Source organism: Streptomyces sp. NPDC001407, assembly GCF_042895325.1.
Lineage (GTDB): Bacteria > Actinomycetota > Actinomycetes > Streptomycetales > Streptomycetaceae > Streptomyces.
In genome coordinates, this window is the sequence record NZ_JBIAWF010000005.1 from 281710 (window position 1) to 294667 (window position 12958).

Here is a 12958-nt window from a genome sequence, read left to right on the forward strand (position 1 = left end):
AGCGGGCAACTCCCTGTTGTGTTCCGAGAGTTGCGTCACATCACTTACGGTGGCTAGACCAGAACTCATGACACCGGCACCGTCATGGAAAGGGTCAAACATATGGCCGAAGAGACCGGCTCGGAACCGGACCCGACGCGCTCACTCCTCGCCTTCTTCGGGTCCGAGGCCGCCCGGCTGCGGATCGAGGCGGGCATGTCCCAGGAGGCGCTGGCGGAGAAAGCGCACACCACGCAGTCGATGATCAGCAAGGTGGAAGCGGCGAAGAGGGTCCCTTCCAAGGACCTCGCGCGGGACCTGGACCTGGCGTTGAGGACGGGCGGGCACTTCGGGCGACTGCATCCGCTGGTGCTTACGTTCGCGTATCCGTCGTGGTTCTTGCCGTATGTCGAGCTCGAAGGCGAAGCCAAGTCCATCCGGTCCTTCCAGGCGCAAATCCTGCCTGGAGTTCTCCAGACGGAGGATTACGCGCGGGCCATGCTGGATGCCGTACGCGCGATCAACCTCGACGATCTGGTCGCCGCCCGCATGTCCCGGAAATCAATTTTCGAGCGCGAGTCTCCGCCTTCATGCTGGTTCGTGCTTGACGAACACGTCCTGCTCCGCCCCATAGGAGGGCCGGACGTGATGCGCGCCCAGTTCCAACACCTCCTGGAAGCCGGCACGGACCCACGCAACGTCATCCAGGTCATCCCCCGCCAGGTAGCCGCACACCCGGGCGTCGCGGGGCCGTTCACTCTCCTCAGCTTCGACGAGGGCGAGGACGTGCTGTTCGTCGACGGCTTCTCTCAGGGCCGATTGGCCCTGGAACCCCGTGAGGTCGCCGACGGCGCGCATGCCTACGATCTGCTCCGGGCGGTCGCCCTGTCGCCCAAGGAATCAGCCGACTTGATCCACGAACACCTGAAGGAGCTGGGCCCGTGATAGCAAGCCAACTGCCCGTGACGTGGCGGAAGAGCAGCTACAGCACCAATGGTGGGGACTGCATAGAGATAGGCGAGGGCCTGGCCGACGTCATCGCTGTCCGGGACAGCAAGGACGCCGACGGCCGGGCCCTGACCTTCGAGTTGGCGGCTTGGGCGGATTTTGTCGCTCGCGTCAAGGCGGTTGCATAGGCCGCGTTCGAGGCGACTCCCCGCTTTTCAAGTCGGCCACCTAGGAGGTCTTTTTGAAGGTAAATCTCTGTGCAGTGTCCACAGAGACGGGGATGGCCAGGCCGTCCCGGGCCCCCTTCCCCCGGACTTTCAGGTAAATACCTATTTTGGATCCGAATACCTCACCGAACGTAAGGTCTATCTCCTGGTCATCGAAGTCGGACTTCGCCTTGAGTTCCCACGTCCCCTTACCGGTAAACGGCTTGATTGGCTGCCCCTCGTCGGAGAAGTCGGTGGGAACCTTCACTGCCCCGAGTGACCCGTCCTCGCGCAGGGTCAGCTCCGCACCCTGGCTCCCATGCCAAGTGCCGACCAGCTCACTTGGCTTCGCCGAGCCCCCCTCGGACCCGAACAAGAAAAACATAACTGCGGCACCTGCAACCAGCACAGCGCCGAGCATGGAAAGCCGTACAACGATCCTCTTCACTGGGCATCCATTCTCAGCATCCTTTTCTTCAGCTTTCACTGCATCCCGGTTGCCGACAATCTCCCTTCCCCCCGCTCAAGAACGAGGTCGAGGTTAGATTCGATCTCTTGATCCGCCGTCAGGTGAAGATGAGAACCTTCGCTCACGCCTTCCTGAGCAAGGGTCAGCAAGTGGCGTGCCAGGGAAGTCAATCCAGCCGGATTCGCCTTGATGACCACATCCATCTCGCTGACTGCCATTTCGATTTCGAAATCGCCATCCCAGGCGAAACGCATCCCTTCTCCAATCCGGCGTTCCGGAATTTCGATCACGATATCCATCGCTATGCCGCTTTCTGTAGTAAATGCGCTACGGCCGACTACCACCCGGAGGTCCATAGTTGGCGGCCAGGGTTGCGGCGTACTCGTCCGGGACACTCCGACCCGCGAAGGTCAACGGGAGATACGACTCCAACGCGCCGGACACGTCCAGGAACGGTCCGAACTGTGCGCACCATTCGTTCCGTGCGGCTAGATCCGGGAAACCCTGGAAAACTGCGACTTCGGGATCCCTTTCGCCCCAGCACCCCCATTTTCCGGAAAGCCCCGTCACAGCGACTACATTCGCCGAGATCGCTATCGACCCCATGACGTCGCCGTCCGGCTCATGACCGATCGCCGGGCACATCCGGTACTCCGGAAAATAGAGCGCATCGCGATCCGGCTCAAGAACCAGCAGTTCGACACGCCTATCGCCATGCCATCGAGCCATCGCACGGAGCACCGGCCAGAATTCCGGGGTAAGAACCGCATCGAACTCACAGAACAGCGAGTCCCCCGCATCCCTTTTGAAGACCTGGCCGGGCAACCTGGCATCAAGATCAAAGGTGACTGCGGTACGGGATCGAATGACCAGATGGCTACTGTGAGCGATCACGCTCGAACCAACCTCCGCTATTTATTCTCACCCAACATGACTCGATGCCAACCTTCCTAGCCCCTGCATTGCAGTGGCCCACCATCCGCCGCTGGCGACTGGCGGTCCCCTTGATGGAACAACTTTGCCCGTGCTTACAGTACCAATGGCCATTCTGCATGGCGAGGGCCGGCCCTCGAGCATAGAGCGCGGGCCGATTTCATCACTCACGCCAGTTGCGCAACTGTACGCGATCCGATACTGCACAGCCCGTGCCCATCCAGGCGCACGGACTGCATAGCTGACAACTACACCAACGTCCCGGATAGACACGACCCAAGGCCGTTGCTGCGACTTCTGCGGAACAATCAGCGACCTACCGAAAGACGCGCCCTCCCGTTCGAGAGATCTCCTATCATCGCTGAGATTCGCGCATGGCCTTCAGCGCTTCGCATGCTGCTGCGACAACACCATGCCATGCTTGGGAATGGATTACCTCTTCGTCACTTGACTCAGATGACGACAGGACCAAATCGAGCGCAGAATTCAGTGATTCCATCGCAGAGATCTCATCGTCATCAACGAGGACATATCCCAGTCTTCCGCGAGGCTCAGCCAACACACCCGAGTCATCGAAGAAGTCCAACATCTCGTCAAGACCGGAGGAAGGCGAGCTTGAACTCACCCAGTCTCTCTCTTGCCAATCCGGGTCAGCCAGTTTGACAAGCCACTCAACCAACTGATCCCGAACCCAGGGGGCCTGGAGATCGCGATATCTAGGGGGCATTCCAACTCCTCCATGTCTGCCACTCGCTGAGCGGGATGTGAGCCTCTGCCGGATAATCTTGTATTCGCGCATTCGGAGGCAGAAGCTCGCCTCCTCGCCCAACAATCCGACCTCCAGAGTTGATCACCACGTGATCAACTTGCTGAGTTCCCCACTGAGAGTTGGGATCTCCCCTGTCAATGCGAACACTGTCCTGACCCTTGGGAGCCCTCCACACGAACCCCTCTTTGCTGGCATTCTTCCTGAATTTACTGGTCATATTAGGGCCCGACCAGCCGTTAGGAATCTTTCCACTCCCGTTCGGGAACCAACCAGGGCCAACTATTGGACAATCCGAGTTGTGAACGAGGATCGACGTTGCACCCGCCAACACATAGTATGTGTGCAGGTCGTCGACAGTCAGGTTGTAGGTCCTGGCTGTTTCCACGAAAGAGCGGTTCCCCTCCACACCCACGGCGCGCCCATCCACGGTACTGAGGGTCATGCCGGGGCGGAGTTCGGAAGCCTTGGCCCAGGCACCCTCTGAGGGGGACCAGAAGGGATGCTCGTAGGTGGCCGTGAGCTTTTCCGCACCCTGCGGGGTAGCTATGGTCAGCTCGTTGAAGCGTTTGTCGTGCTCGGTGACGATGACGTTGGTCACCCTACGTTGACCGGACTTGCCGCTGAACAGCACCAATGGTGGGGACTGCGTAGAGATAGGCGAGGGCCTGGCCGACGTCATCGCTGTCCGAGACAGCAAGGACGCCGACGGCCGGGCCCTGACCTTCGAGCGTGCGGCGTGGACGGATTTCATCGATCGCGTCAAGACGGTTGCATAGGTTCATGCCACAACTGGCCCACTTCAGTGGATATCAGGCTCTTACAGAGGCTCACAAATCGAGCTTCCCCCATCCGCTCAAGAACAAGGTCAAGGCCGGACTCAATCTCTTGGCCCACAGTCAGTTGAGCACGAGAACCCGCGCCTGCACAACGACCGCCGCCTCATCAGCCCTCCCGTTCCTGACGCAAATGCGATATCCGGTTATTTACCGGCCGATGCGCGGCGGGCGGACTTCGTGGCGACATTCCCGGAACACCAGGGGCCGACACCATGTCTGACTCCGTCTCCAGCGGAGCGTCATCTACACCCTCAACACCGTGCTCGGGCAGCCTGGAGACCACCGAGATGGCAGCTCTGATGGGGACGAACCATGTCCACCGACATCAGCTACTGACGTCACTCCGCACTGAAGCCCTGCCAGACATCTCTTGACAGGGCTTCAGCTAAGCGCCTCTGATCGCTCCAGATCTCAAGAGCTGAGGAGATGATCGAAGGTTGACTTCAGGCTCTCGAAGTCCGCTTCGCCGCAGACCAAGACGATGCGTAGCTTCCCCGTTTCCCCCCCTTCGGGGTGCCTCACGTATGCCCACCTACTACCGGCATCAACGAGGAGCTCAAAGAGCTCCAAACGACTTTCCCGATCACCCGGAAGCATCTTTTCGATGTCAGAGATCACCAGCAGGTAGTGATCACTGGAAATCCAACTGAGGTCTCGCAGGCAATCACGCAGGGCCGACCAATTCCAGCCAAAGTAGTCCGGCAGCTTAAACGCATCCCAGAACTTCTGAAACACGTCATCGACGCTGAGCGCATCCGCACCCTGCATGGACGCCACAAAGTTCGTACCGCTCGCAGGAAGCAACTGATTGACCGGAACGCAGGCCCCATGGCTCACCAGGTGCAACCATGGCTTGATGGCGGCCCATCGGCCTTGACTCGTCACCATTCCGGGGACTCCACCACAATGTAGGTCTGATAGTGCGTTGGGGTGTAATAGATAGATCCGTCGCTACCCATTACAATGCGCTCCCCGCCAGGCTTCGGATTGCTGCGGGACTGTGCAGTCCCATACTCCCGGTACGTGATCGGAAGGCCATCCGGAGTATTTGTGGGGAGCTGGTGTCCGCCATTCTTTCCACTGTTCTTGAAAGGCTCCAGAAACTTCGGACCCTGAAATTGTGGACCCCAGCCAGTTGCTTCGTGTCCAAATTCCTTCAAGTCGCTGATGACTTCCATGGTCTCCGCAGGAACGGAGCTGGGAACCCATCCACCGACACTGCCCACATCTCCGAGAGTGGCCCCAGCACGAAAACAGTTACTGTTGTGAACGAGGATCGGCGTGGCCCCCGCCAGCACATAGTACGTGTGCAGGCCGTCAACAGTCAGGTTGTAGGTCCTAGCGGTCTTCGCGAAGGGGCGGTTGCCCTCGACCTTGACGGCACGCCCGTCGACAGTCCTGAGGGTCATTCCGGGGCGAAGCTTGGCAGCCTCGACCCAATCTCGCTCCGACGGAGACCAGAAAGGGTGCTCATGAGTGGCCGTGAGCTTCTCCGCGCCTTGGGGAGTCGCTATGGTCAGCTCGTTGAAGAGCTTGTCGTGCTCGGTGATGATCAGGTCGGTCACCTCGCGCCGGCCTGTCTCGCCGCTGACAGGATCCGTGGCCGTCACCAGGTCGCCGACCCTGACAGACTCGATATTCTTTGTCGAGTTGTCCGCCATGAGCACCTTGGTGCCAGCGAGAAAGCACTTGAAGCACTCCTCGGCCATTCTCCCTACCCGCGACGCCCTGACCGTGCCTTCGACTCCCTTCTTGGTCAATCCCAAGAGCCTGTCGGTGGGCAGAGCCAGGAAGATGGATACGGCGCATTTGCCCGCCGAGGGATCCTTGACGCAGTCCGCTGCCACGTCGTCCACCCCCCACACGAAGGCAGCGAGCTTCAGCACAGAAAGATCGGGCGGATCGGTGTCCATGGCCCATTCGCCCGGCCCGCGCATGCAGGCCATGCCGCTCAACTCGTTCCCGGGACGGTCAGGAGTCGTGTGGCACTTCCTCGTCTCTTTGTCCTTCCGCTCCTTCTCCTTACGCTGCTGTTCGGCCAGACGCTGCGCTTCGGCCTGCTCGGCCTGACGCTTCTTCAGCACGTCCTTCCATGCCTGGGATGCAAGGGATTTCGCTTCGTCGGAGCTCTTACCTGCATCCCGAGCAGAGGCGCGAGCGTCGTCTGCGGACGCAGCTGCCTCACTGGCTGATTGCCGGGCATAAGTAGCGGAGAATTCCGCCTCGGCTGCAGAAGCAGTGGCATCGTCAGCTGAACGGTCGGCTGCGTCGGCGGCGTTGCGGGCCGTGGTGGCGGATTTCGCTGCCCTGGCTGCGGAAGTCTCAGCTTGGCGGGCGGACTCGGCAGCGTCGGCGGCAAATCCCTTGGCCTGGTCCGCTGATTTCTGGGCCTCGTTTGCTGCCTTCTGGGCCTCAGCCGAGGCACCCTGGGCAACGGCTGCAGTCTTGGCCGCTGTCCAGCGATTCTCCTGTGCCTTCGCCTCGATCTGGGAGCCCCGGGCGATCAGGAGCTGGATCTGGGCGACATGAGTGGCGGCGAGTTGGTCCTTCCGGTCAGCCGTGTACTGACCGACCTGGATGAAGCTGTGCAACTGGTCGGCAGGGCCGGACAGAGCCACCTTGGCAGCGGCCTTCACCTCCGGGCCACCATCGTTGACGAGCCTGGAGGCCAGGACCAGTTCGTCATCGTTCTGTGCCTGGTACTGGCCGTTGGTGATGAAGGCGACCAGGTCCCTAGGGTCCTTGCTGGCGAGCGCGGCCTTGGACGCCGCCTTCACACCTGGCCCGCCGGCGTTGTTGATCTGGGAGACACGGACGCTGTAGTCGTCGGCTCCTGCCGTGTACTGGCCGGTGGTGTAGAAGTCCCTGATCTGCTGGTCGCTACCCTTGAGCGCCTCCTGGGCAGCGGAGCGGACAGATGTGTAGGGGCTCTGAACCGACAGGTCGACGACCTGCTGACGGATCTCGTCCTGCCTTGTCTGCTCCCAGCCGCTGCGCAGGTACTCCATGACGTCGCTATCGGCGCCGGACAGAGCCCGGGCGGCGGCCGCTTGGCCGAAGGGGCCACGCGTTTTCAGGGCTCGCAGGGCAAGGTCACGGCCCTTGGCCGCGGTCGCCTTGACATCGACATCGGGCTTGGCTGCTTCCGCAGCGAGAACCTTGGCGATGTCGTCCAGCTTCCTGGCCTCCACCATCTGAGCAGCAGCCGCGGATGTGAACTTCTCTGCTCGAGCCTTCGCGGACCTGGCGCGTTCGATCGCGGCTGCGGTGCGGGTGGCGAGGTCTTCCGCCTCGACATCGCGGGCGATCGCGAACACCTTCTTGGCGGTGGCGACTGCCTTACTCGCCGCTTCGGCAGCCTGTCTGGCCGCTTCGGCCTGCTTGGCGGACTCAGCGGCCGCATTCTTGGCCTCGCCCGCGTGCTTGGCTGCCTCCTCAGCGGCGTCTGCGGCTCTGTTCGCGTGGTCAGCAGCGGAGTTGGCCGCGTCTCGGGCCTCTGCGGCTGCGTCGGCCGACTTGCGTGCCAGCGACTCCGCGGCGTCCGCGGCGCGGTTGGCTTCCCGTGCATGTCGACGGGTTTCCGCCGCAGCGGCCTGCGCCTCATCCGAGTGGACACCAGCCGCGTCGGCGTACTGGTTCGCCTCGTCAGCAGCATCGGCCGCGTCGTTGGCGTTGACGCCGGCGCTCTGCGCCGCCTTCGCGGCGTCCCCAGCGGCCGAGGACGCCTTGCGCGCCTGGTCGGCGGCCGCTGCAGACCTCTTCGCAAGTCCAGCCGCCTCGCGTGCCTGCTTCGCGTAGTTCTTGGCGTCCTCGGCCTTGCCCGCATCCTTGCCTGCGGCAATGGCCGCATTGTAGGCCCGAGTCGCAGCCTCGGCAGCGGCATCGGCGGCACTCGCGGTCTGGGCAGCAGCAAGGGCAGCAACACGAGCGGAGCGCTCGGCGGCGTTGGCTGCACCGATGGCTTCCTGCGCCGCGCTGGCAGCGGCCCGTGCCGCGTCCGCTGCCTGCTGCGCCTTGACGGCGGCCCTCTTGGAGTCGTCCTTGGCCGCCTTGGTTTCCTTGGCTGCCTTCTGCGCGGACTCCTTGGCCAACTGCGAGGCCGTCACCGCGCGTGCCGAAGCCTTTTGAGATTTCTCTGTCGCCTGCTCCGCCTGCAAGCCTGCCTGCTCGGCCTGCTGGGTGAGCTCCGCGATGGTGGCGTGCTCCTCGTCGCGGTTGCGAGCCGTGAACTGGCCGATTTCGAGGAACTCGACGATGTCGTCAGGAGTGCCCCTCAACGCGAGCTTGCCCGCGGCCTTCACATTCGGACCACCTGCGTTGATGATCTGTGAGACGAGGACTTCGTTGTCCGTCTCACGCGCGTCGTACTGGCCGACGTCAAGGAACTTGGCCACATCGGCAGGGGTGCCCTTCAGGGCCGCCTTGCCTGCCTCTTTGACTCCGTAGCCTCCGTAGTAGATGACGCGGGAGGCTTCGACTCGCTGGTCGTCCTCGAACGGAGCTTTCCATCCGTCCTTCAAGAATGCGCGTAGCTCTTCCGGGGTGCCCTTGAGAGCCTTCTTGGCGGCCTCCCGCACCCCAAGCCCGCCCACGTTGAACACGCGGCTGGCATCCACGGCGTCATCGTCGTACTGGATACTGTCCTTGACCGCGAGGAACTTCTTGATGTCCTCGTCCGTGCCCAGGAGCGCATCTTCGGCTGCCCTCTTGACACCAGGGCCGCCAGTCGTCCACAGGTTGACCACCAGGCCGCGATTCCACAGGCCCAACGATTGCGACTGGTCCATGTCATCTGCCGCAGCAGCCGGGGAGGTACCGAGAAGACCGGCCAGCAGCACAGCGGGAACCAGCGCGGCGCAAGCACGCAGCCCTGATAACCGTCTCTTCCCTATCGGTATGCGTTCGGGGTCCTGTAGCGCCCCGCTGTCGGAGCGCTGTCGCTGTCTCATTCACATCTCTTTCCGGTCGGCCCGGACCGCGACAAGCCGCACTCCGGGATCAGGTCGTGCGACGGCACACCGCCAGCTGCGCGGAGTTTTGCCGTGATCAAGAGGGCGATGAGCTGGGCTTTTACCCACCCACCACGACAACCAGCTGTGACGCAGGTCTAACTGACGGTGCGTTTGACGGCATCATACATATGCTTTACTGGCGGACATCCTGGGGCGTCACGCCGATCCCGCCCCCTCAACCCGAAGGCGAACATGGCAATACCCCATGCCCGAAAAGCCCTAGTTACCACCGCAGTTGCAACGATTGCCCTCCTCGCAGGGTTCACCACCTCATCCGCGGCTCAGCCGACCCCTCCGCAGAGCACATCCACGAAGGCCGGAGTCACGTCCGGCGACGACGAGATGCCTTTCGCAGTCGAAAAGTTCGAGTATCCCGAAGCAGCAAAGATCCTCAATGAGCGAGGCATCAAGCTGTTCAAGGGCGACGGCCGCATCACGTTCACCGACTGCGCGGCCGTCCACGACCTCGAGGTCAGGTCTCGGACCAGCCAGAAGGCATTCTGCTTCACGGTCAAAGGCAAGCAGGGATACCTCTCGCTCGAGCTTGCCGACGCCTTCGGCATCTGGACCCAAGACCACCCCGTCGACGCCAAGATCACCCTTGACGGCAAGGAAAAGATTGTCAGCGCCCCCAAGAACGACTACACACCCTTCGGCGAAGCAGGCGACACCCGCAAGCAGGCTGTCCTGCTGGAGCTCCGCGTCACTGGATGACGGGCGCCTATCGCCCGCAGCAGCTCATCGGACGTGGTGTGAACCCCCGATGAATGCGCACGACAGCACCAAATAGCAATCACTGCTTCCACTTCCGCTTGGCCCACTCAGTCGGCTGAGCCGTGCCTCACCACCAAGGAATAACCACATGTCTGGCAGACGTCCGCGCACAGCGTGGCTCACAGGACTGTTTTTAACTACCGTTACCGCAAGTGCATTGACGGCCGCCCCCGCACAAGCCGTCGTGGGCCAGCCCGTCAACGACTCATTCGCGTTCACGGCCAAGCTCGACATCGGCAGCCAGATAGACGGCCAGCGCAGCTGCTCAGCCGCACTCGTGTCGCAGCAATGGCTGGTCACCGCCGCCAGTTGCTTCGCCGACAACCCCGCTCAGAGCACCAAGGTCCCCGCTGGCGCGCCCAAGCTGAAGACGACCGCCACCATCGGCCGCTCCGATCTCACCCGTGAGACCGGCAGCGTGGTCGACGTGGTGGAGCTCGTCCCTCGCGAGGACCGTGACCTGGTGATGGCCAAGCTGGCCACGCCGGTCACCGGAATCGCTCCCGCGAGTCTCGGTTTCAACACCCCGGTCAACGGTGAAGACCTGTGGGTCGCGGGTTATGGACGCACCAAAGACGAGTGGGTGCCTGACCGCCTGCACTACGCGAAGTTCAGCGTGGGAGCCCTGAAGGACACCACAGTCGGCCTCGTCGGCAAGTCCGACGGTGCGGCCGTCTGCCAGGGCGACACCGGCGGTCCCGCCTTCCGGAACCTGAACGGCCGCTTCGAGCTCGTCGGGGTCAACAGTCGTTCGTGGCAGGGTGGTTGCCTCGGCACGGACGAGAAGGAAACCCGTACCGGCGCCATCGACACCCGCGTCGACGACATCGCCGGATGGATCCAGCAGGTCAGCTCTCGCGACCTCCTCCGCGGGAAGGCCTGGAAAGACGCGCAGCACATGGTGCCGGGCTACTTCACCGGCGGCTCCCCCGGCGGCAGTCGGCACATGGATCTGTTTGTCACCTGGAAGGACGGCTCGGCCAGCATCTTCCAGGGCGCCGACCGCAACGACCCGGATTACCCCTTCTCCGCCGAGTACAAGGTCGGCGGAGGCGGCTGGCAGTACGCCGTGTCCATCGCAGGCGGCAATTTCACCGGCAGCGGCACCGACGGCCTGGTCGTCCGCTGGCGCAACGGAGAGGTGACGTGGTTCTCCCACGTCGGCCTGAGCGGTTTCAGCAAGGAAGAACAACTCAGGCCCGCCAATGACACCTGGGTGAAGTACGCCAAGCTCATGACGGTCGGCAAGTTCACGGCCAACTCCCAGCGTGACGACCTGCTCGTCGTCTGGGTCGACGGCTCCATATCGCTCTTCACCGACCTCGGCACCAACGGGCTCAAGCAGGAGAAGCAGCTCCAGAAGGCGATGCAGGCCGGGACCTACATCGAGCAGGTCAGCTCCGGGGAGTTCACCGGCAAGGGGACCGCTGATCTCCTGGTCCGCTGGGTCAATGGCTCGGCGAGTATTTTCCCGGGCGTCAACTCTGACCCGGCCAAGGCGTTCCGCGACGAGATCCAGATCCGCGGCGACAAGTCCGCCTGGCAGAACACTCTGTCGGTCACAGCAGGAGCCTTTGCCGCCAACGCCCGCCCCAACGACGTCCTCGTCCGATGGGCCGACGGCAATCTCAGCCTGTACCCCGCCGTGGACGCGGCCGGCACCCATGGAGAGAAGGACCTCCTCAAGCAGCCCTGAACGGCAGCAGAGGTTCGGGGCTCGTCGCGATCAGATCGAGGCGAGCCCCCGCGGGTTCGTGACATCGGAGTCGCGGGTCGTCCGAGTCGGGCGCCGCAGAAGCATATGTGACAGAGAGTCATTATTTTGAAGAGTTCTCATCACCGGAGTGCCGTATCGCACTCCGGCAGACGGCGCGCGCTCGGACGGGTGACGCAACCCTCTCGTACATCGACAAGCCTCGTGGCACGCACACTGACTGTGGCGCTGACAGCAGGACTGCTGACTGCCGGCGTGCTTCACGGTGGCACGCAGTCCGCGTACGCGCCAGTGGGCGATGAATCGGCAATGTCACGGGGCAACGGACGACAGCCAGCGCCTGTTGACGCGTCCGCGGCCATATCCAAGAACTGGAAGGTGCCGAGGCTGGCGGTGATGCCTCTGGGCGACTCGATCACCCATGGCGCCGGCAGCTCGAATGAGTCCGGCTATCGCGCCGAGCTGTGGAACCGGCTGGTCCCCCACGCGGACAACCTCGACTTCGTGGGTTCCGTACGGAACGGCAAGCTCCCCGACCCCGATCACGAGGGGCACTGGGGCTGGAAGATCGAGGGGCTGTCCGCCAACATCGGCAGATGGCTGCCGGCGGCGAAGCCCAACGTGGTGCTGCTGCACATAGGCACCAACGACATGCACGACAACTACCAGGTGGAGACGGCTCCTCGCCGCCTCGGCGACCTCGTGGACAAGATCACGTCGGCCGCTCCCAACATGACGGTGCTGGTTTCCTCCCTGGTCCCCTCGGCGGACACCGAAACCCAGAAGCGTATCGAGCACTTCAATGCCGCGGTGCCACAACTGGTTGCGGAGCGGCAGAGCAAGGGCTTTCATGTCGGGTACGTCGACATGAGCGCGGTCACCACACGAGACCTCGCTGACGACCTCCATCCCAAGGACAGCGGTTACGTCAAGATGGCGGAGGCATTCTACGGCGGTGTCGCGCGGGCGGCCGCCGACGGCTGGGTCCAGCAACGCGTGGACGTCAAGCGCAAATCACCTCTCGGCGACTACCGGGTCGACATCAACGGCGACGGCAAAGCGGACTACCTCGTCCTCCAGGACAACGGCGTCGTCAACGCCTGGATCAACAACGGCGGCACCGGACACGGCGGCTGGACCGAACAAGGCACCTTCGCCACCGGCGTCGGCGAACCCGGCGACAAAATCCGCTTCGCCGACATCAACGGCGACGGCAAAGCCGACTACCTCGTCCTCCAGGACAACGGCGTCGTCAACGCCTGGATCAACAACGGCGGCACCGGACACGGCGGCTGGACCGAACAAGGCACCTTCGCCA

General features: G+C 62.8%; 12 protein-coding genes. 6 read left to right on the top strand and 6 right to left on the bottom strand.

Annotation, left to right across the window (positions count from 1 at the left end; translation table 11 throughout):
• Positions 1-102: 102 nt before the first annotated feature.
• Both ACFY1P_RS10470 and ACFY1P_RS10475 read left to right on the top strand, forming a co-directional pair.
• Positions 103-924 carry a Scr1 family TA system antitoxin-like transcriptional regulator gene (locus ACFY1P_RS10470; protein WP_390750400.1) on the top strand — a complete coding sequence of 274 codons (822 nt, stop codon included), beginning with the start codon at positions 103-105 and terminating at the stop codon, positions 922-924.
• Positions 921-1115, top strand: a complete 195-nt coding sequence (locus ACFY1P_RS10475) for a DUF397 domain-containing protein (protein ID WP_390750401.1) — start codon at positions 921-923, stop codon at positions 1113-1115. The genes ACFY1P_RS10470 and ACFY1P_RS10475 overlap by 4 nt, the downstream gene beginning before the upstream one ends.
• 40 nt (positions 1116-1155) lie before the next feature.
• On the opposite strand, the gene ACFY1P_RS10480 is transcribed toward ACFY1P_RS10475, so the two are convergent.
• The 4 genes from ACFY1P_RS10480 to ACFY1P_RS10495 form a co-directional block, all read right to left on the bottom strand.
• Positions 1156-1620 carry a hypothetical protein gene (locus tag ACFY1P_RS10480; RefSeq protein WP_390750402.1) on the bottom strand — a complete coding sequence of 155 codons (465 nt, stop codon included), beginning with the start codon at positions 1618-1620 and terminating at the stop codon, positions 1156-1158.
• Complete coding sequence (locus ACFY1P_RS10485) at positions 1617-1901, bottom strand: hypothetical protein (RefSeq protein WP_390750403.1); 285 nt, start codon at positions 1899-1901, stop codon at positions 1617-1619. The genes ACFY1P_RS10480 and ACFY1P_RS10485 overlap by 4 nt, the downstream gene beginning before the upstream one ends.
• A 28-nt stretch (positions 1902-1929) precedes the next feature.
• Positions 1930-2496 (bottom strand): hypothetical protein, encoded by a 567-nt coding sequence (locus ACFY1P_RS10490; protein ID WP_390750404.1) that lies wholly within the window; start codon positions 2494-2496, stop codon positions 1930-1932.
• 755 nt (positions 2497-3251) lie between these two features.
• On the bottom strand, positions 3252-3902 hold the full coding sequence (locus tag ACFY1P_RS10495; protein ID WP_390750405.1) for a polymorphic toxin-type HINT domain-containing protein: 651 nt from the start codon (positions 3900-3902) through the stop codon (positions 3252-3254).
• A gap of 16 nt (positions 3903-3918) precedes the next feature.
• On the opposite strand from ACFY1P_RS10495, the gene ACFY1P_RS10500 reads away from it, so the two are divergent.
• Entirely contained in the window at positions 3919-4080 is a 162-nt protein-coding gene (locus ACFY1P_RS10500; RefSeq protein ID WP_390750406.1) for a DUF397 domain-containing protein, read from the top strand.
• A 471-nt stretch (positions 4081-4551) separates the two neighbouring features.
• Here ACFY1P_RS10500 and ACFY1P_RS10505 read toward each other — a convergent pair whose 3' ends face one another.
• Positions 4552-5028 (bottom strand): barstar family protein, encoded by a 477-nt coding sequence (locus tag ACFY1P_RS10505; protein ID WP_390750407.1) that lies wholly within the window; start codon positions 5026-5028, stop codon positions 4552-4554.
• The gene (locus tag ACFY1P_RS10510) at positions 5022-8927 is read right to left on the bottom strand and encodes a polymorphic toxin-type HINT domain-containing protein (RefSeq protein ID WP_390750408.1); all 3906 of its coding nucleotides are present in this window, start codon (positions 8925-8927) and stop codon (positions 5022-5024) included. The genes ACFY1P_RS10505 and ACFY1P_RS10510 overlap by 7 nt, the downstream gene beginning before the upstream one ends.
• Positions 8928-9344: 417 nt before the next feature.
• Here ACFY1P_RS10510 and ACFY1P_RS10515 point away from each other — a divergent pair, with 417 nt between their 5' ends.
• The 3 genes from ACFY1P_RS10515 to ACFY1P_RS10525 all read left to right on the top strand — a co-directional run.
• Positions 9345-9866: a hypothetical protein gene (locus ACFY1P_RS10515; RefSeq protein WP_390750409.1), complete on the top strand. Its 522-nt coding sequence runs from the start codon at positions 9345-9347 to the stop codon at positions 9864-9866.
• A 217-nt stretch (positions 9867-10083) separates the two neighbouring features.
• Positions 10084-11622, top strand: coding sequence for a S1 family peptidase (locus ACFY1P_RS10520; protein ID WP_390750410.1), 1539 nt, complete (start codon positions 10084-10086; stop codon positions 11620-11622).
• Positions 11623-12036: 414 nt separating this feature from the next.
• A partial coding sequence (locus tag ACFY1P_RS10525) for a GDSL-type esterase/lipase family protein (protein WP_390750411.1) occupies positions 12037-12958 on the top strand: 922 nt, incomplete at its 3' end.

Coding starts and splice junctions, on each gene's coding strand:
- ACFY1P_RS10470 (WP_390750400.1), top strand. CDS start 103: ATGGCCGAAGAGACCGGCTCGGAACCGGACCCGACGCGCTCACTCCTC.
- ACFY1P_RS10485 (WP_390750403.1), bottom strand. CDS start 1,901: ATGGATATCGTGATCGAAATTCCGGAACGCCGGATTGGAGAAGGGATG.
- ACFY1P_RS10505 (WP_390750407.1), bottom strand. CDS start 5,028: ATGGTGACGAGTCAAGGCCGATGGGCCGCCATCAAGCCATGGTTGCAC.
- ACFY1P_RS10510 (WP_390750408.1), bottom strand. CDS start 8,927: ATGGACCAGTCGCAATCGTTGGGCCTGTGGAATCGCGGCCTGGTGGTC.
- ACFY1P_RS10515 (WP_390750409.1), top strand. CDS start 9,345: ATGGCAATACCCCATGCCCGAAAAGCCCTAGTTACCACCGCAGTTGCA.